Origin of the sequence: Pseudomonas synxantha (genome assembly GCF_900105675.1) — a bacterium.
Classification (GTDB): Bacteria; Pseudomonadota; Gammaproteobacteria; order Pseudomonadales; family Pseudomonadaceae; genus Aquipseudomonas; species Aquipseudomonas synxantha.
The window spans coordinates 2,317,708-2,335,513 of record NZ_LT629786.1 but is presented as its reverse complement, the minus strand read 5'-3'; the positions used below and the strand labels follow the sequence as shown (position 1 = coordinate 2,335,513).

16 protein-coding genes and 1 pseudogene are annotated in these 17,806 nt (G+C 55.9%); 4 read left to right on the top strand and 13 right to left on the bottom strand.

Translation table 11 applies throughout. The features are described 5' to 3' along the window. Positions 1–11 precede the first annotated feature (11 nt). Together BLU48_RS11120 and BLU48_RS11115 are read right to left on the bottom strand one after the other, a co-directional pair. Entirely contained in the window at positions 12–1,184 is a 1,173-nt protein-coding gene (locus BLU48_RS11120; RefSeq protein ID WP_371851116.1) for an alginate lyase family protein, read from the bottom strand. Between the two features lie 61 nt (positions 1,185–1,245). Further along, on the bottom strand, positions 1,246–2,058 hold the full coding sequence (locus BLU48_RS11115) for a MipA/OmpV family protein (RefSeq protein ID WP_057022381.1): 813 nt from the start codon (positions 2,056–2,058) through the stop codon (positions 1,246–1,248). A gap of 219 nt (positions 2,059–2,277) precedes the next feature. Between BLU48_RS11115 and BLU48_RS11110 the strand changes: the two genes are divergently transcribed. Together BLU48_RS11110 and BLU48_RS11105 are read left to right on the top strand one after the other, a co-directional pair. Further along, positions 2,278–2,967 carry a response regulator gene (locus BLU48_RS11110; protein WP_057022380.1) on the top strand — a complete coding sequence of 230 codons (690 nt, stop codon included), beginning with the start codon at positions 2,278–2,280 and terminating at the stop codon, positions 2,965–2,967. A 5-nt stretch (positions 2,968–2,972) separates the two neighbouring features. Beyond that, a complete protein-coding gene (locus BLU48_RS11105; protein ID WP_057022379.1) occupies positions 2,973–4,148 on the top strand; it encodes a sensor histidine kinase in 1,176 nt (391 codons plus the stop codon). A gap of 269 nt (positions 4,149–4,417) precedes the next feature. Here BLU48_RS11105 and BLU48_RS32505 read toward each other — a convergent pair whose 3' ends face one another. The 3 genes from BLU48_RS32505 to BLU48_RS11090 form a co-directional block, all read right to left on the bottom strand. Next, positions 4,418–4,636 carry a hypothetical protein gene (locus BLU48_RS32505; RefSeq protein WP_156422412.1) on the bottom strand — a complete coding sequence of 73 codons (219 nt, stop codon included), beginning with the start codon at positions 4,634–4,636 and terminating at the stop codon, positions 4,418–4,420. Between the two features lie 159 nt (positions 4,637–4,795). Further along, positions 4,796–6,271, bottom strand: a complete 1,476-nt coding sequence (locus tag BLU48_RS11095; protein WP_197678344.1) for an amidase — start codon at positions 6,269–6,271, stop codon at positions 4,796–4,798. Positions 6,272–6,516: 245 nt separating this feature from the next. Next, entirely contained in the window at positions 6,517–7,416 is a 900-nt protein-coding gene (locus BLU48_RS11090) for an alpha/beta fold hydrolase (RefSeq protein WP_057022377.1), read from the bottom strand. Positions 7,417–7,782: 366 nt separating this feature from the next. On the opposite strand from BLU48_RS11090, the gene BLU48_RS11085 reads away from it, so the two are divergent. Together BLU48_RS11085 and BLU48_RS11080 are read left to right on the top strand one after the other, a co-directional pair. Continuing rightward, the gene (locus BLU48_RS11085; protein ID WP_057022376.1) at positions 7,783–9,156 is read left to right on the top strand and encodes an amidase family protein; all 1,374 of its coding nucleotides are present in this window, start codon (positions 7,783–7,785) and stop codon (positions 9,154–9,156) included. A gap of 171 nt (positions 9,157–9,327) precedes the next feature. Beyond that, complete coding sequence (locus tag BLU48_RS11080) at positions 9,328–10,245, top strand: helix-turn-helix domain-containing protein (protein ID WP_082636628.1); 918 nt, start codon at positions 9,328–9,330, stop codon at positions 10,243–10,245. Positions 10,246–10,457: 212 nt separating this feature from the next. Here BLU48_RS11080 and BLU48_RS32265 read toward each other — a convergent pair. From BLU48_RS32265 to hxsD, 8 genes and pseudogenes are all read right to left on the bottom strand, one after another. Next, positions 10,458–10,572 (bottom strand): annotated as a pseudogene (locus tag BLU48_RS32265) (recombinase family protein); the annotation flags it as partial. A 352-nt stretch (positions 10,573–10,924) separates the two neighbouring features. After that, a complete protein-coding gene (locus BLU48_RS11075; protein WP_057022375.1) occupies positions 10,925–11,281 on the bottom strand; it encodes a type II toxin-antitoxin system RelE/ParE family toxin in 357 nt (118 codons plus the stop codon). Between the two features lie 2 nt (positions 11,282–11,283). Next, positions 11,284–11,574: a type II toxin-antitoxin system ParD family antitoxin gene (locus BLU48_RS11070; RefSeq protein ID WP_057022374.1), complete on the bottom strand. Its 291-nt coding sequence runs from the start codon at positions 11,572–11,574 to the stop codon at positions 11,284–11,286. A 340-nt stretch (positions 11,575–11,914) separates the two neighbouring features. Continuing rightward, positions 11,915–13,690, bottom strand: coding sequence for an SIR2 family protein (locus BLU48_RS11065; protein WP_057022373.1), 1,776 nt, complete (start codon positions 13,688–13,690; stop codon positions 11,915–11,917). Positions 13,691–14,007: 317 nt separating this feature from the next. After that, a complete protein-coding gene (gene hxsA / locus BLU48_RS11060; RefSeq protein WP_057022372.1) occupies positions 14,008–14,616 on the bottom strand; it encodes a His-Xaa-Ser repeat protein HxsA in 609 nt (202 codons plus the stop codon). Next, on the bottom strand, positions 14,613–15,848 hold the full coding sequence (gene hxsC / locus BLU48_RS11055) for a His-Xaa-Ser system radical SAM maturase HxsC (RefSeq protein WP_057022371.1): 1,236 nt from the start codon (positions 15,846–15,848) through the stop codon (positions 14,613–14,615). Before hxsC ends, hxsA begins: the two co-directional genes overlap by 4 nt. After that, positions 15,848–17,335, bottom strand: coding sequence for a His-Xaa-Ser system radical SAM maturase HxsB (hxsB, locus tag BLU48_RS11050; RefSeq protein ID WP_057022370.1), 1,488 nt, complete (start codon positions 17,333–17,335; stop codon positions 15,848–15,850). The genes hxsC and hxsB overlap by 1 nt, the downstream gene beginning before the upstream one ends. Then, a complete protein-coding gene (gene hxsD / locus BLU48_RS11045; protein WP_057022369.1) occupies positions 17,332–17,631 on the bottom strand; it encodes a His-Xaa-Ser system protein HxsD in 300 nt (99 codons plus the stop codon). The genes hxsB and hxsD overlap by 4 nt, the downstream gene beginning before the upstream one ends. Positions 17,632–17,806: the final 175 nt, after the last annotated feature.

Here is a 17,806-nt window from a genome sequence, read left to right as displayed (position 1 = left end):
CACTGAGGCCCTCACGGCATCAGCTGAGTGTTGGACAGCCCGTATTCCCCCAACGAATACAGCAAGCTTCCATACCCCAACTGATCGTAGCCACCGCTGTTCGGCCCGTAATCTCCGCCACCACCTTCCACCTGGGCCTTCTGCGCGAAGGCTTTCACATACGGCGCCTTGAGGCCTTTAAGCACGACGTAGTGGTTGTAGAGCAGTTCCCAGATCGGACGGATGTCGCCGCGATGTACCGGCGAGATAACGGTTTGCTTGAAACCGTTGTTGATAAAGGGGGTGAACGGCACGTCGTGGCCCAGGTTGTACTTGGCCACGTACTCGGCGCCTTGTAGCACGCGGTTGTTCTGGTAACCGAACAAGTCCTCACCCTGACTCCAGGCCATTTGGCAGAAACTGCCGAGCAAGGCGATATCAAGCAATGTATGCGCCTGGTCACGCCCGCTTTCCTGGACCTGGCCCAGGCCATTGCCGTAGAGCTTCCAGACCACGTGCTCAATGGCACCGTTGCCAGCGCCATGTTTGAAATAGTTGACCGCTTCATCATAGATATCGCGGCGGTCGGTCAGTACGCCAATCGCCAGCATCGAGTTCATGTTGGCCAGGTCCCAGTTCGCCCAATAGTGGTCGACCCGCGCGTTATTGTGACGTACCAGGAAATCATGATTCATCGGGTAGAAGACCGTGAGCATCATGCGCTGGAATTGATGAAAGTCCGCAGCCGTCCACCTTGAATAACCGCGCAGTAACTCTGCGGCATTGGCGAGTTGATAACCATACAAACCGGATGCCAGGAAACGTTCCGATGTGCCTTCAATCGCCGTCAGGGTGGTGGACCATTGGTTCAACATCGCTACGGCTTTGTCGGCATACGCGGTATCGCCCGAAAGCTGCCAGCGCAGGGCCAAGGCGTACGCGGCGGCAGCATCGTTGAATAACCTGGCGTAGTTTTCCGGATGTCGACCATCCGCCCCCCGATACACCACCGCAACCGGGCTTGGGTTCCAGGCCAGGGATGCGTGCCGGTTGGCGATCAGCTTCTGCCAGCCGGCCAGCCACGGCTGGTTATGGTTGGCCAGTTTTTCGCGGATGCGTATGAAGTCTTCCTCGGTCTGCAACAGGCCCGGATGGACGAACGCGGAGGCTTGGGCACCGATACTCAGCGACAGCGCGCCGAGCATCAGGAGACGGCCCCAAGCACGGAACAATTGTGCAAAACCCTGCATGCCTGGCGCCTCGTTATCAGAAGATGTAGTTGATGGCGAACATGCCCAGGCCGGCGCTCTCACGCCGGACCAGCGGGCTGTTACGGGCCTGGTAGGCGTACTGGGTCAGCGTCAGGCTGACCAGCGTCGACCAGTGTGCGTCCAGGCTGTGCTGCCAGTTCATGGTGGCGGAGTAGGCGTAGATCCCGGCATCGGCGCTGTATTTGCCATAGAGCGAACGCTGGCTCTGTGCCTGGGTGACGCCGAAGAAGGTTTGGTTGTAGCGGCCATCGCCGGCATGGGCGTCAATGTCCAGAGCCAGGGTGTCGCTGTCGGTATGAACCAGGATGCCTTCCAGGCCAAAGCGGTAACGGTTGCCACGGTGCTCGCCGGCCATGCGCAGTTCGGCTTCGCCGCTGACCGACAGCCAGTCAAGCAGTTGCTGGCTGAGGGTGAAGTCGGCGACGGTGGCGCCGTTGACATCGCCCATGCCGTTCAGCTCGCGGTCGCCCGGGCGACTGGCGCTGTCCTTCTCCTTGCGACCCAGGTCGTAGTTGATCGCCGCGCTGGCGCCAAAGCCGCTGTCGGATTGATATTGCAGGCCCAGCCCACGGGTGGTGTCGGCGAACAGCACGCCACGCTGGATACTGAACATCGGCAGCACAAGCGCGCGGTAGCGGTCGGCGCCCATGTAGCGCGGCGTGATCCCCATGCCAAGGCCCAGGGTAGTGGTGGTCTTGTCGGCTGCCGGGCTGGCGTCGGCCGCCTGTGCCGGGGCCGCGAGCGTGCAGGCCATCAATGCGGCGGCGCCCCATAGCGCGGTACGGGTAGGAGGAGTGGTCAAGTTCATGGTGAAACCCTTTCAGCGGAGGAAAATAGCGGTGCGCCGGACAGCGTGGCGACCCGCAGCAAAACCGCGCCAAGACGTTCAGGCAGCTGGATAGGCTTGGACAGCGATGCAGTGGTCGGCATAGGATCGGCTCGCGAAAGCCGGGCGTAGGGCAATACTGCCCGCGGACTTTCAATAAACCGTTCGTGAATTATCAAGGTTTCATCAAGAGGCTTCTTTGTGTCAGGAAAACGTATCCTCATCGTCGAAGACGACGCCGACAGCGCCAACATTCTCGAAGCCTATCTGCGTCGGGACGGTTTTGAGGTGGCCCTGGCCGAAGATGGCCAGCGCGGTCTGGACCTGCACAAAAGTTGGCGGCCCGACCTGATATTGCTCGACGTAATGCTGCCGCGCTTGAGTGGCACCGAGGTGTTGTCTGCGGTGCGGCGCAGCAGTGACACGCCGGTGATCATGGTCACGGCCATGGGCGACGAGCCGGAAAAACTCGGCGCCTTGCGCTATGGCGCGGACGACTATGTGGTCAAGCCCTATAGCCCACGCGAGGTGGTGGCGCGGGTGCATGCGGTGTTGCGGCGTACCACGGGCAGCCAACCGGTGGAACAGTTACTGCGTCATGAAAACCTGCGAGTGGACCTCATCGCCTTTACCGCGGCCATTGAACACCGCGATGTGCCGTCGCAGTTGCTGGACCTGACGCCGACGGAGTTCAAACTGTTGGTCACCTTGCTGAAGACCCCCTCCAAGGCCTTCACCCGTAATGAGCTGCTGGAAATCTGCCTGCCGGAAAGCGAAGCCCTGGCCCGCGTTGTCGACGCCCATGTGCACAACCTGCGGCGCAAGCTCGAAACCCATGGCATCGTCGGGGTACTGGTGACGGTGCGCTCCATTGGCTATCGGTTCAGGTGAGCACCATGCTTGAGAACTCACGGGTCAACGACAAACCCCTGTGGCGCTGGGTCGGCATGCGCATGAGCCTGTTGGCGATCGGCGCGGTGGTGGTGATCGCCATCTGCATGTGGATCAACTTCAGACTGTCGGACCAGTACTTTTTGCGGCACCTGCCGCCAGCTGCGCGCGAGGAGTTGCTGCAGCTGCGCGTCGAGCCGCAGCTCAATGAGACACGCTTGCGCCAACTGGTTGCCGAATACTATCCGGTGGAATTCTTCCTGCCGGACATGGCCAACCGCGACTGGCTGATTCTGGCTTGCCTGGTGCTGGCGGCTATTCCGATCATCATCGCCTGTGGCTTGTGGTTTTCGCGGCCTTTGTCCAGCCAGTTCTCGGCGATTGCCCAGGGCGCGCGACGGGTTGCCGGCGGTGATTTCCTGACGCGCCTGCCGGTTCACCGCGACGCACCCGATGAGCTGCAGCGACTGATTGGCGACTTCAACAGCATGACCACGCAACTGGAGCGCTATGAGCGCGATGTACGCGAGTCCAGCGCGGTCATCGCCCACGAACTGCGCACGCCATTGAACGCCGCCATGGGCCGGGTGCAGGGCATGCTCGATGAGGTGTTCCCCAGCGATGCCGCGCAGTTGGGCATGGTCAAGCGCCAGCTCGATCAACTGCGAAAACTGGTGGATGACCTGCACCTGTTGTCGATGGCCCGGGCCGGCCGGTTGGTGCTGGAGCGCAGCGATTTTTCCTTGGCGGCCCTGGTCGCCGAACGACTGGCCTGGTTCCAGCCGCAACTGAATGAGGCCCGCGTGCGTGCGCAGGTCAGTATTGCCGATGGGTTTCGTCTGCATGCCGATCGCGATCGCCTGGGCCAGGTGATCAATATCCTGGTGGATAACCTGCTGCGTTACGCGGCTAGCGGGGGCGAATTGAGCGTCATGGCGCATAGAGTCGAAGACCGGGTGGTGTTAGAGATCGGTGACCGCGGCCCAGGTATCGAGGTTCAGCACCTGGACAGCGTATTTGACCGCTTCTGGCGGGCGGAGCGCTCCAGGGCGCGTTATTCAGGCGGCAGCGGGCTGGGCTTGTCCATCGCCCGCGCAATCTGCCAGGCCCATGGCGGAGCCATTACCGCCAGCAACCGCGCCGAAGGGGGCACGCTGATCCGGGCGGAGTTTGCGCTGTAGTTTTTTCGGGCTATATGTCTGTGGCTGGATATAGGTAAATATGCCGTCGATGGCAGTCATTCGAGCGCCTGCATTGACCGGGCATTGTGCGTGGAGAGGAAAACGTGGTGCGGGGCGGTAGGGGACGTTGGTGGGGGCAGCTTTTTTTAAGGAACCGGAATTGCCCCCCCAATCAGATGAGACGTGGAGGGCATTGTGATGAAAGGCTTCGGCGGCTCAAGCTTCATGACATGGCTACAGCGCATCGTTTGTACCGCAGAAATATCATTTTATGCTCCCAGCTTTGCTCGGTAGTCTGTGCGGTCGACTTGCGATTTTGTTGCAGAGGGCACGATGCAGATAAGAAGTGAGCGGGCGGCCACTATGTGCGGTTTGGTGGCAATCCTTTTGTGGAGCACCGCCGCCGGATTGATCAGAGGCGTCAGCGAACAGTTTGGTCCGCTGGGCGGTGCCGCGATGATTTGCAACATGTCGAGAATTAGCTGCATCGAGCTCCCCCCTCGCATGCAGCGCTAGATACCAGCCGACCCACGACAGAGGTGCGGCCTCGGATTTCTTCATTATCGAGGCTGAGTCCATGGGCTTGTATTACGCGTAAAACGTTGGTGGCAGCTCGACGAACCTGTACAAGGGGATAACGATCAAGGTTATACCGCACCAATTCCCCGCCATGCGCCTTTTAGTCGTATAAGTCGGTCGGGAAATGCTCTCTCGTAACAGAGCGCTGCACTGAGGACGTCTGAGTCCGCTCCACGTGATCCAATGATTTGCAAACCAATTGGCAGCCCCTCTTTGCTCAAGCCACATGGCACAGAACAGGCTGGCTGCTGACTGAGATTGATGGGGAAGCTAAATGAGCACCATTCAGTCCAACTTTTTGCATCGCTGGACCGAGGAACGTCTCTACCCACCTCAAAGGGAAGGATTGGGACGGATGGAGACATGATAAAGTCGAAATCAGAAAGTAAATTATCCATCGCCGAGCCATATCTGTTCCGCCAAACCTCTGCCTCCAGCCTCTCGACCCCACTGTATCTGCGCCCAACGGTAGCGGCCCGGAGGAGTCCTGGGTCAAGATTGGCATGGTTTCGCGTGCTGATTGATGTCAGAAGATTTGCCGCCCCGATATACCAGTGTCGGTTGTACATCTCGAGGAGCTCATCCTGATAAGGGAGCCGCATCTCAGTCACCGACGCCCCTGCCGCTTCCAAACCTACGAGTGTTGCTTCAATAGCCGTGGCCACTTGGCCATCCACGTTTCCGATGCAGGGTGTACGCCAGTATCCGATTCGTTTGCCTCTCCATGTGAATGGCGCCAAAGAAACGTTCGGGAACGCCATCGGCGGTTGCGTCCAATCACGTAAATCTCGACCTGATAGAACCCGAAGCATCGCCGCAGCGTCAGCGACAGTACGCGTAATTGGACCGATGTGCGCTACTGTGCCGAACGAACTAGGCGGGTAGACAGGAACGCGGCCGTGACTGGGCTTTAGCCCAAAAACTCCGGTGAAGGACGCTGGTATCCGGATGGAGCCACCACCGTCCGTACCGAGGTGTAACACACCCGCCCCGCAGGCCGCCGCCACAGCCGCCCCTCCCGAAGAGCCACCTGGTGTACAGGTTGGATCCCACGGATTACGCGTTACACCGAACGCTGGGCTGTCAGTAACCGTTTTCCAGCTGTATTCCGGAGCGGCAGTTTGGCCGATGAACACTGCCCCGGCTTCGCGCAGCCGAGAAACGGACGGTGCATCTTGGTTGTTCGGCGTTCCCGGCGTTGTCATACTTCCATAGCGGACGCTCCATCCCTCAACGTGGAAGATGTCCTTAAGGGTCGTCGGGATACCATCGATAAGCGAAAGCGGCTTCCCATTCCGCCAACGCTTTTCAGATGCCTTGGCTGCTGTCAGCGCACCATCGAAATCAATATATGTAAAGGCGTTCAACGCATCTTGAACTTTTATGCAACGATCAAGCGCCGCACGCACAACGTCAACAGGTGACAGATGCCGACTTTTATAAGCTGCCAATAGCGTCGCGCTGTCCAGCTCACACAGATCCGGCCAATCAATGTCCATTCTCAAATTCCCGTACTCAAATGCTTCTTTACGCTTCGAGCGCACGACCCTCACCCATTTGGGAGGGGCAAAAAACTTAATACATTCTGATATTGGCCTTGCATTGCATTGGTGTTTTGGCACGAGCCAGTATACGCAATTACTTCGGCACTACAGCCAGCACTGGAAACCTATAAAGTTGATTACCTGGTCGATAAGTACAGAGCAGCCTTTGAGTCTCGAATTGAAGCGCCCCGTTAACAGATGACTTTAAGAGCGCTTGAGACACTGCCCTGTCTATTATCAAATGATTACGCCAAATGCGCTTGCCAACGATTGATAAATTCCAAAGTAAGCTTATTAACTTCGTTGGGGTTCGTGGCGCTCAAAAAATGGTGTCCACCTTCTACAGAAGCCAGTTCTGCGCTGCGCGAACGAGAGAACATCTTGATTTCCTTCTCAGCATGCGAGACAGAGTATACGACGTCGTTTGTGCCATGCAGCCACAAGACTGGGCAAGTTATCGAATCCAGACGACCACGCAAACTATCTCGGTCGCGCAAGTTTATTGTGCACATGCGCAGGCGCGCTCTACCATCGTCGCCATTGTAATTCTCTTTCAAGCGAGCCGTCCAAAATGAACGCATCTGCGCATCTACGGTTGCGCCGAACGCTGGATCAATGAGGTCATTGCAGTATTGGTCGGACAACGTCCAGTCAGTATCGACTTGCTCAGCTAACTCAGATATCCACGGACTGCAGAATTGATCTGCGTTCCAGCAGCCGATCTCTCGACTTTCGGCGCTTTCATAATCCATCGAGGTGCCAAGCAAAATAATCCCGTTGATTTTGGTTGGCGCGAGCAGTGCCATGCGCGCCGCAATCCATCCGCCCTGCGATGTGCCTAGGGCAAACGCTGAGCGAATTTCGAGGTTTTCCAGAACTTGAAGGTTAGCGGCTGCACTATCCCAATAGGTGAACTGCTCGCTGTTTGTACGAGTCGCTCCATGTCCATAAGGCTCAATGGCGAGCAAGTTCGTGCTGCCGCTCAAGCTACTATCTGAAAACTGCGCGCAAAAAAGCTCCGATGAAGTAGTAAAGGAGTTTATAAGCACAAGGGTTGGAAGAGCTGGATCAAAGTTTGCGCTTAGCCTGTATCCTATTTGGGAGCCGCCCAAATGAGTAATATCCATCGTCTTCAAAGTCGTCATCGTTGGTTTCCTTAATTTGTTCGAGATACGGAAACTAATCTTAGTCCGCCAAAAAAACGCACGCCACACTAAAATTGCTGACTTATGCAGCGAATCTTGCGGTTCTGCGTTCTCTTGCCAAAAGTTACCAGTCCGAGCAGTATGATGGTAGCCGCTTACGGATTGTCGGCTATTCCAAAGAGCGAATCTGCGTTACTTAATGGGCCCGTCGTAGCCTCACTGTCTACACGTCGGCGTCACTCAGCCAAGAGGTTGATAAGCCGCCTTCAGTGACTGCTGGTCTCGAATGGAATGGCCTTCTTTACGATGCTTACAGTCTCGTGTCTTTAATGGCGAATCACTTAACACGGAATTCGGGGGGGCAGAATGAAACTTAGGGAGGATAATGGCTTAATATCCGGACTGACGGAGCTAATTAAGAGCGGTGCTACGACGGCCACCGACATCGCTCATGCCACATTTCACGCGATCGCCAATTGCGACGACACCGCAATATTCACTTCAGTTACTCCCGAGAGGGCTTTCAGAGAGGCTGAAGCCTCTTCCAAGCGAATCTTAGAAGGTCGTTCCCTTGGAGTCCTTGATGGCATCCCTGTGGCGTGGAAGGATCTTTATGACTTGAAGGGAATGGTCACGCGCGCGGGGTCTCGCATTCTTGACCAAGGCCCGGCTCTGGTTGACGCTGAATTGGTGCGTCGCTTAACAGATGCGGGCGCGGTGACGGTGGGGAAGCTGAATATGACTGAGTTCGCTTTTTCAGGGCTTGGGCTCAATCCTCATTATGGCACGCCAAGGAATCCTTGGGACCGGAAAGAACCACGCATTCCGGGGGGGTCTTCATCAGGGTGTGGAGTCGCCGTAGCGCTTGGCCTTGTATCCGCAGCTATCGGAACAGACACAAGTGGCTCAGTGCGGATACCCGCTGCGCTCAATGGCATCATTGGATTTAAGACTTCGAGCGGGCGGTGGCCTCTTAATGGTTGTTACCCTCTTTCGCGCACTCTTGATACGGCTGGAGTCTTGACACAAACGGTCGTAGATGCAGCCATTATTGATGCTGCTGCTCGTGGACTCGCCATAGCCGAGCGACCCCGCCGAACCGTTCGGGGCATACGGCTGGTTGTTCCCACAAACGCGGTTTGGGATGGCGTGGAGCCGGCCGTCCTCAGTAACTTTGAGTCCGCGATCGGCCGTCTAAGTGATGAAGGTGCCGTTATAGAACGTCGGCGGTTGCCAGTTTTGGACGATGTGCTGTCACTAGGGGCTAGATACGGCACACTCGTTGCCATTGAAGCCTATGAGCTTCACGGCCACCGCTTGCTTACAACCGCAGCCAACCTGATGGATAGAAGAGTGAAGTCACGTCTAGTAGAGGGGGGCAGCATCAGCACTGAATTGGCGGCAGCACTACGTACCTCGCGTGGATGCTTAATTGAATCCTTGGCTGCGCTATTTGATGGCAATACATTTGTCGCATTTCCAACAGTCCCCATTGTCGCTCCCCTCCTAGTGCTCCTTGAAAACGATGACGAAGCATTTGCCGCGACGAATGCGCTTATGCTCAGAAACACGATGATCGGCAGCTTTTTGAATTGGTGTGGCGTGGCCATTCCTAGCGGATTCGATGCGACTGGTCTTCCGACATCTGTTCTTTTCTCAGGTGGGCCGGGCGATGACAGCCAATTGTTGTTGGCGACAATCGCCATGGAGCCCTTGGTCCGTTCTAGCAGTTATTACTAACTGGGCTTGACAAAAGATAGGAAATAGAGACAGCGTGGTCAGTCGGATTGATAAGGTATGTCAAATTCAAGCGGGTACTTTGTCAAAATCCTTAATGGATGCATAAGATTTGCACACCCAAACCTTATCCATCATTAGCGCTAGAAGTTTTGTGTAGTCAGGGGAGAGCTCATGAGTGGAGGTTTTGGAAGCAAATACCTAGACGGCGGAAGTAATCTGTTGAAATCATCGGCGGATCTAGGGTGGACTAGCGTACTGACGGCAGAAATGTATCGGCACGTGACGCTTGAATGCTCCGATTTTCTGCAGCCAGTGACAGAAGTCGTTGTCAATATTGCCGGCACAGCATATTTTCGCAGAAGGGCAGCGGGAACTGAACAGAGATTCGTTTCTCATACAGGTTCTGCCAGCATCTGTCCCCAGGGAGTCGCCGTTAGATATCTACACCTTAATTCTGGTCCCGTGGACTTACTGCACATTTATATGCCGCCAGATCTCTTTGGAACTCTACGTCAGCGGGAAGAAAGTACAATGAACCCTAGCTTTGAATATATAGGGGGGCTCCATGACCCACTCATTCAAGGAATTGGTTTTGCTGTGGCCGAGGAACTTGCAAGAAGAGACTCACAGGAAGCGACAAGCCGATTAATGTTGGATTCGTTAGCCGTCGGGCTGGCGGCACGACTACTGCAGAGATACCGTATTGATGACCGTAAAAACTTTACTGAATCATACTTTGATGCTAATTCGGGGAGAGGCTTAGACCGAGCACGGCTCAAACGTGTACTAGAGTATATACAACACAACCTGGACAGAGATATTTCGCTCGACGATCTGGCTAACGCAGCCTGCCTTAGTGTTTTTCATTTTTCGAGGTCATTCAAAGTTGCGACTGGCGCATCTCCTATCAGATATATATCAGACCTGCGCATTAAGCGCGCGCAATCTTTGCTTATTGATAAAGATGTAAGCATTAGCGAAATTGCGATGCAATCAGGCTTTACCTCTGCAGCTAATCTTGCTCGATCTTTCAGAAAAACTGTTGGCGTATCGCCGAGCGAATACCGATTGCAGCGCACGTGCAGATAGGACGGGCCGCTGGCCGGTAAGATGACGCATCTAAATATTGTAGATTGCTTCAATGCTGCAAGGTAGTAGACGACATCGGCGCGCCCCCACGGCGTGGCCCAACAGTCATCACGAGGGCTCGTGGCCGATAACTGCCTATCGATCTATGCTGCAATCAAGGACGCAGCTCGTCGTCGTCTATCGACCATTTGTTGTCACATTGCGCGCCTGACGACTGCCTGAGCCTGACGTTCGCGGGGTTGCTCGTCCTTGCGCGATGGCGGCCATCATATCCACCAACATTGAGTTGATGGCTCCCAGCATCCGCCCGGAGAACTCGTCGCCCTCCGGGGGCATCGGTGGGGGCATCCTTTTCAAGGAACCGAAATTTGCCCCCCAACTATGTCCCCATGAGTCGTGGAATCCATTGGATTTAGACAGGCGACAATGAACTTAAATTGCCAATAACCTATTGTTATAAAACAGTTTTATGGGATTCACTGGGGCTCCATTACAGGCTATCGGGGTCCCCGAAGAACATTTTGACTAGGCTCTGGGACGATGTTTTCAGGTCGATAACACTTTCGTTTGCCCCCACTTTTGCCCCCCATTCATACCGAGTGTGCGAGTGATCGCAAATGGCGATCTCCGACGGACTTCGCTATTCCTGGCCAGTTAAGCCGTTGGGCCAGGTCGCTAATCAGTCGTTAGGCAAGTGCAACTGCACTTCCATGGCGTCATGAAGGAGTCTGACGACCTCGATCACGTCGTCGTTTGTCACACGATAGAACACTATATGGCGTGGGCTTTTGACCGTTCCATGGGTTTGTTTGGCCTGCTGGCGTGAATAGATGAGGTGATAGCTGCGAAGGCCCGGTGCAAGTTCATCGCGGTCGTGGCTGCCAATGCGATAAGGCGTGTCGGCAAGCGCTTGCAGCGCCGCGAGGATCAGCGCCTGGTAGCGCTGGCGTGCTTGATCGCCGAACTGCGTCTGGGAGAGCCTGAGGATGTCGACAATGTCGGCGCGCGCCGCGTTGGAAATCTGATACTGCGGCATGCTCAGTGTTTCTCTCTCGCGGGGAGGGTTGCCTCCAGGCTCAAGCCCTCGAGGTAGTGCTCCATATCCTCTTCGTTCACCTGAGTAAAGCGCCCGTGTTCAAGATCCATGATGCCAATCGAGGTCGCCTGACGCAGGGCTTCAATTTTGGCGGTGTCTTCGGCGACACGCTGCTCCAATAAACGTAAACCTTCTCGCATCACTTCGCTGGCATTCTGATAACGGCCGGACTGCACCAGATCCTGGATAACCTGTTCTTGGTGAGGGGTAAGTACAACGTTTCTCGTTGCCATAATGAGCTCCAGCTTTCGGTAAACAGTTTCTTCTGATCATTGGCATATTATGCCATTTTGCTTGCGAACACATGGTTTGGGATTTTAATCTGAAGGACTGTGTCGTACGGCGTCATCCTTTGCTCCATTCGAAAAAAGGCTGTCGCAGGGGGGGCGTTGTGGACTGAGCCCCCAACGCAGCCTACAGGCAGTCAGCAAGCTACCTCCTTCGTTGATGAAGAACGCATAAATCACCTCCCTCGATGCCTGCTGCCAGAATCAAAACTTGTCTTAGAGTTTCAGCAGCAAACGCATGTACCCCATTTGAATCGTATTTGCATTAATTGGAATGCGTGAGGCGTCAGTACCTGGACAGCCGCTTCAGTCCTTCAAGAATTTGCTCCAGGTAGCTTTGCGACCCAAGTGCGAACCCTGCTGCCAGCAGCGGGGCCCTGTACTCGCTGGTCGCATATTCGTGAGCGAAGCGGTTGATGGTCTCTGAATGCCAGGAAAGCCGGCCCAATGCGATTCTTTTGAAATCGTGGTTTTTCACGGCATCCGCGAGCGACTCTTCACTGACTCCGCGTTGCTCGCAGAAGAACAGGAAACTGAAAAACTCAAAACGTTCGTAAAGCAGCCCGTGATCCTGCAGACCTGCGAAGTCAGGCGCCCACCGAGACGCAAGACGGTCATGGAGTCGGTTGCACAAGGGGGTAAGAGCTCTACTTTGGTCTTCGAAGCTCCTCCATAATTCAAGCAGGCCATTGGCTCCCTCAACGTAGAACGGTGATAGATCAACTCCCACAGGGAAAGGCATTTCGCGCCGATTGATAAGGGTCGTGTTAAACAGCTCGTTTAGCTCGCTCAGGCGATTGGCCCGCACAAGTCCCATGCCATACGCATAGGTAACAAGTGCTATCGGGTAACTCTTCAATGCAAGTCCAGCTGCCCAGCCTGACTGCTCGACTTGAGACGCAGCGTGCAGGCCCTTGATCGCATCCAAAACGATCAGATGCTCAACACCTGCACCCCATCGCCCTAACACTGCACAAAGGCGTGCTAGTGGCTCGATGGCCGCTTCGTATATCTCAACCAGATCGATAAAGTCCTTGGACGTGCTGCCCTGAGGTCGTTCTGTGAAGAGAGGAGCCAGATGGCTGATCGCTTGATGAGCCTGGCTTGTCACTAAATCATCGAGCTGAATCCTGTGTTCGGGTCTGGCCATAAAGCGTTTGGCCATAGCGAGAGTCAGCTCGATGCCGGCTGGGTTCTGCAGGCGGGATTGCTGGATGGTTTCCAGTTTGAGGTTCAGCCCATCGAAGAAGGTGTCGGCATCCAGGCCCGTCACGACGTTGGCGCGCCGCTGAGTGATGAGCTCTTGGCCACGCTCGCTCAATTTTCCTCGCGAAAGCCAGTAGGTCGGGTAGCGACGGGAGGGCGCCCTCAAAAAAGCCGCCCTCAGCGCATGATCCCACTCACCTGACCAGCCCGCGACGATCAGCCCAAACTCATCGATGATGCGGTCAAGCAGCGTATTGAACGCTGGCGGATACTTGCCCAGCTCCCCATCGGTATTGAGGATCCTGGCATCCTTGTAATCACCATGGATCTTCAGGATGTAGCAGGACGCATGAGTGAGTGGCTCCGCTCCTCCGAGGGTGTCTTCTGAGCTGACTACAGTTGGCTCAACGCCGACATCGCGAAGTGCATTTTCCATGAGTCGGTCGAAGTTCGTCGTGATGATCACGCGCACATAACCCGCTTTGATCATCGCAGCGATCGCTCGATGTGCGGGGGTAGGCAGTTTAAGGCCATCCTCTAACTCGTCTTCGCTAGGTTCCAGAAAGCCTTGAATGATGGCTCGCCGCTCAGTCTGGGTTGTCGCCAGGCGTTCGAGCAACGTGGAGTAATTGGGCTGCTCTCCTGTTTGACCTACGTACCACGCGAGCCAATCTTCCTGTTCGCCGGTACCAGACGCTATGCCCCATCGTTTCACCAGCTCCATAGTGATTTCCCAGCCGGTCGGTATTCCCGCCGAGCGTGATACCCCCGAGCCAAGAAGCACTGCGTAGACGCCTTTGTTTTCAAACATTGAAAACGCGATTTGGGCTGTTGAATCACTGATGGCAGCAGTCATGCACATTCCTAAATTTCAGCGGGGAGGTGAGGTTTCTGCGCGAGCATCGGCTTATCTAAGAGTAGTCAGATCCGTGTCGGTCGGTGGCAGCGACGGTGGCTGGTGACGACTTGCTGCATCTCCAGCCAATCGACCTATTTGCGGTGCAAGATAAGCCCATGATTGTCGGCGCTGATGCGATTTTGACCCAGGTTGCTGATTTTGACTGGCCCACACGCTGCCTCCGAAATCACCCGCAAGGTAATCACTTCTTGAGTACTCGGGTGGGTCAATGAGTTCCGGTAGCCTGGGTCAAAAATCGCATCAGCGTCAACAACTTATGGAATCTTGATACCCAACGCATTCAGCGAGGCCGTATCCATCCGGCCATTCACGGTCAGCCCACTGTCCATCTGAAAGGCCATCAACGCACCACGTGTTGCTTTGCCCATCACCCCATCAATGGTGCCTTGGTAATACTGGCGCACCATCAGCGCGGTCTGCACACGGGTGACCAGGTTGCTTTTCTGCTCATTGGTCGCGCGGCTCTTTGAAGTGCTCGAACTTGTCCCGCTGGTAGTGCCAGACGACTGATAAAGGCTGTTGCTGCTTGGGGTGCTGCTCGAAGCACTCGGCGCGCTGTAGCTTCGGGTACTGGTAGCGGGTGGGCTGTAGTAGCGAGGTGCGCTATAGCCACCCGAGCCGCTGTAGTGAGAACTGTGCGAACTGTGGGACCGGTGTGAACTGTGCGAGCGATGTGCCGCATAGATGTTGACGGTGTCTGGCGCATTGAGCGTATCGGCAAATACTGGGGGCTGTAGCTTGTCGTTGGGTTGCCAGTTCGCATCGGCGAGCGACAGTTGGCCCGCCTGTGCCAGAGTCGTACCTGCCATTGGCAGCAAGCTGATCCCACTGATCAGGACTTTCCAGCGGTCGAGCAATTTCACTGTGCACTCCTTGTATAGGCGCTAAAGGCCTCGGGCGATAGTAGTTGTACGCCGCGGCTCTGCCAGCGGTCGGTGTGGGATTTGAAGAAGCCAGAGCAATGTTTGACGGCAGCGCATTGCTGGCAGGTATCGATGAACAGGTTCTTCCAGTCGGAGATGCTCTGGCGGGCGAAACGCGAGAGGTGGGCCGGGATCAGGCACAGGGGCAAGTTGTAGATCGAAACCGGAACTCCGCGGTTGAACAGGAAATACACGGCCTGGCTCAACGACTTTTGATAGTCCAGCGGGTCAATCCACAGTTCTTCGTAGTTCTTTCTGGCCAGGCCGGTACTCTCGATACCCATCAGCGCAACATGCCGCACGAAGGGCAGGTTCCTGAACACGTAGTGGGCGAGCTCGGGCAAGCGTGGCGTGGTCAGGCGATTGAGCACCACGCGTATCTCGATGATCTGGTTGGCGCGCGCCAGATTGTAAAGACCTTGCAGGGTTTCACTAAAAGCGCCTGGAGCCTGCACCACATGGTCATGGTCTTCGGCATTGTCGGCATACAGCGGGATGCCCCAGCTCAACTGAGGGTGACCGATGGAAGAGAGCGCAGCGATCCAGCTCGGGTCTTGGAACAGACGCCCGTTGCTGAGTACATGAATGGATTTCTGTGGCAAAACGGCTTTGCACTTGGCCAGGATTTCGAGCAGGCCGTCGCGATAAAGCGTGGGTTCTCCGCCGCTGATTCCCAGATTCTCCTCGCCCGAGTCCATCAGGTCGATCAGTCGTAGGTTCTCCTCGATGTGCCAACGGTCATCGATATCTTTGGGCGGCTGCGAGCACATCAGGCAGAGGCTGTTGCAACGATCGGTCATGAACAGCAGGTTGCTGTCTGAGCCTCGTCGATAGAGCACTCGCACCAACGCGCTGCCTGGTGTGATGGCAATGACATCGCCGGGCTGCACGACATCCGCATCGTTGGGGGTGTGCAGGTATGGCCGCGCGCAGTCGAAGTCGCCGATCAATGGCTCCGGGATCAAGAATCCACCCACTGGTAATGAGAGCAGATGCGGGCTCCGTAGCCGTTCTTCGTTTGGCAGCCAAAGCAGCAAGTCACCGAATTCAGCGCTTCCGGCACAAACAGCCAGGCCTTGTTCGATGAATTCATCCAGAGTGATGACTTTGAGCAGTTTCGGCTCATTCAGGTGATGGATTTCGAAGCGGGTATCTTTGCGCAGCATCGCCATCAGCCCCTGTAACCCGGAAATCGAACATCGTTGTAAGCGCGCCTGTTCAACCAAGACAGCAGCACTCTCTGCACGTTGTCGTCGCCATCGCAAAGCAGGCCGAAAAGATGCTTCAGCAGCCCCATGTTCTTCTTGCAGAAGCTGCTGAACACTCGGTGTCCGATTGGGTCAGCTTGGCGGGCATAGTGTTCGACGGGGTCAGCACCACAGTACGGGACAAGTGCGCAGTCGGAACAGCCCGGCAGCGCCTCTGCTACACCACTGGCGAGCAACGCATTCATAACGGGCGATGCGAGTAATTCAGACAAGGGTTGCTGTACGGTGCCGAGCCTCAAGCCGTCTTCACCCATCTCCAGCAACATTCGGGCTTCGTCCGAGGGATAGACGTAACCGTCATAGTTGTAAACCAGCGCTGCAGTGCCTGCGCCAGCAGGGGAGCGCAGGTCTACATAGCCGGAGGAGAAGGGTGTTAGGATATTTTTCAGCAACAGGCTCGTATAACTCTCTGAGAGGTATACGCTCTGTTGGTTGATATGCAGCAAATAGGCAAGTGCCTTCTTGTAGAAGGCCAGGTATCGCTCAATAGGGTAATCAAGTCGAAGGGCACTCTTGGTGGCAAACCCATAAGGGCTCAGAGGCCGAAGCGAGATGCTGGAGAAGCCCTGGCTTACATACTCATCGATGATCGCTTCAGGTTGTTCGAGGCTTCTTGAAGTCAGCGTGGTCAGCGCGGAAACCGCATCATGGCCAAGGCGCTCACGGACCCACTGGATGCCTTTTACAGTGCGCTCGTAGGAGTCTCGTGACGGGGTTGGGCGGTTGGCATTGTGCAAGGGCGCCGGCCCATCGAGCGAGGTCGAAAACTGGATGCGATTTTGTTCTGCGAAGTCGAGTATTTCCTCCGTCAGGTGGTGCAGCGTGGTGGTGATGACGAACTGGATATCCCGTTGTTCGACCACGTTTCGTTCGACGACCCATTCGACAATCTGGCGGACGCGCTCGAAGGCCAGAAGCGGCTCGCCACCCTGAAACTCCACAGTCAAGGCGGGAGCGTTCGATTCGAACAGGCGATCGACCGCCGCTTGCGCATCCGCTTCCGACAGATCGTGGCCGGATCCTCCCAGAGGGGCCCGCGACACCTGGCAGTACTGGCAGGTGTGGTTGCAGCGCAATGTAACCACGAACAAGTGCAGAGCAGGGCCCTGGAAGAGAAAGTCCTTGCGGCTGCGATACTGCGCGGCCATTTCCGGGAACGGGTCGTGGCAGCCTGGTTCGTAGATGAAGTGGCGGGCCAGCAGGTCCTTGTAAAAAGGCGTACTTGGTTGAACGTCGAAGTAACTGAGGGCTCGTAATTGCGCGTCGTTCACGTGCATGTACTCACCGGTATCGGAGGTGAGCAGGATGTCACGGTCATTTCCCGTGTTCATGCGCATGAATCGAAAAGGCAGCAAGCGGTAGTGCTTGGCGTCTGTCGCAATCAGTGTCACTGGGAAATCCCACATCCAGCGAGAGCGGCTCGGGCCAGGACCTCGCGCAACCCTACTGTTTCGCGGTTGATATGGTCGCGTAGGGCGAAGTCGTTCAGATGCTGAAGGATCAGCGAGTGAGCCTGCTCCGGGGAAAGCGTTAGCCTTGATTTAGCGGGGTGGGCCGTGAGGCTTATCTGATTTGCTTCAATACCGACCTGGATCGTGACAGTGTCGGCTAGGGAATAAGCGGCGCGTTGCACCACGCTGAGCGGGTAGGCTGCGCTGTCGAGTTTCAGCGTGACTGGCCATGTCATCGGAACCGCTCCTTCAAATCCGTTGGAAACGTGTGGATTTTGCAGGTTGCCGAGGCATTATGCCATCATAATTTTTTACATTTGCACGCATTTGTCCAGCGTGGTGGGTGGTGCGCTCACTACGGCTCGGCCATTGATACGGGGTAGGGCCGAGGGTTCATATCTCCCTTAGTCC

Bases quoted from the DNA above. Each gene is read 5' to 3' on its own strand.
- BLU48_RS11120 (WP_371851116.1), bottom strand. From the start codon at position 1,184: ATGCTCGGCGCGCTGTCGCTGAGTATCGGTGCCCAAGCCTCCGCGTTC.
- BLU48_RS11115 (WP_057022381.1), bottom strand. From the start codon at position 2,058: ATGAACTTGACCACTCCTCCTACCCGTACCGCGCTATGGGGCGCCGCC.
- BLU48_RS11105 (WP_057022379.1), top strand. From the start codon at position 2,973: ATGCTTGAGAACTCACGGGTCAACGACAAACCCCTGTGGCGCTGGGTC.
- BLU48_RS32505 (WP_156422412.1), bottom strand. From the start codon at position 4,636: ATGCAGCTAATTCTCGACATGTTGCAAATCATCGCGGCACCGCCCAGC.
- BLU48_RS11090 (WP_057022377.1), bottom strand. From the start codon at position 7,416: ATGACGACTTTGAAGACGATGGATATTACTCATTTGGGCGGCTCCCAA.
- BLU48_RS11085 (WP_057022376.1), top strand. From the start codon at position 7,783: ATGAAACTTAGGGAGGATAATGGCTTAATATCCGGACTGACGGAGCTA.
- BLU48_RS11080 (WP_082636628.1), top strand. From the start codon at position 9,328: ATGAGTGGAGGTTTTGGAAGCAAATACCTAGACGGCGGAAGTAATCTG.
- BLU48_RS11075 (WP_057022375.1), bottom strand. From the start codon at position 11,281: ATGCCGCAGTATCAGATTTCCAACGCGGCGCGCGCCGACATTGTCGAC.
- BLU48_RS11070 (WP_057022374.1), bottom strand. From the start codon at position 11,574: ATGGCAACGAGAAACGTTGTACTTACCCCTCACCAAGAACAGGTTATC.
- BLU48_RS11065 (WP_057022373.1), bottom strand. From the start codon at position 13,690: ATGACTGCTGCCATCAGTGATTCAACAGCCCAAATCGCGTTTTCAATG.
- hxsC (WP_057022371.1), bottom strand. From the start codon at position 15,848: ATGGCGATGCTGCGCAAAGATACCCGCTTCGAAATCCATCACCTGAAT.
- hxsD (WP_057022369.1), bottom strand. From the start codon at position 17,631: ATGACATGGCCAGTCACGCTGAAACTCGACAGCGCAGCCTACCCGCTC.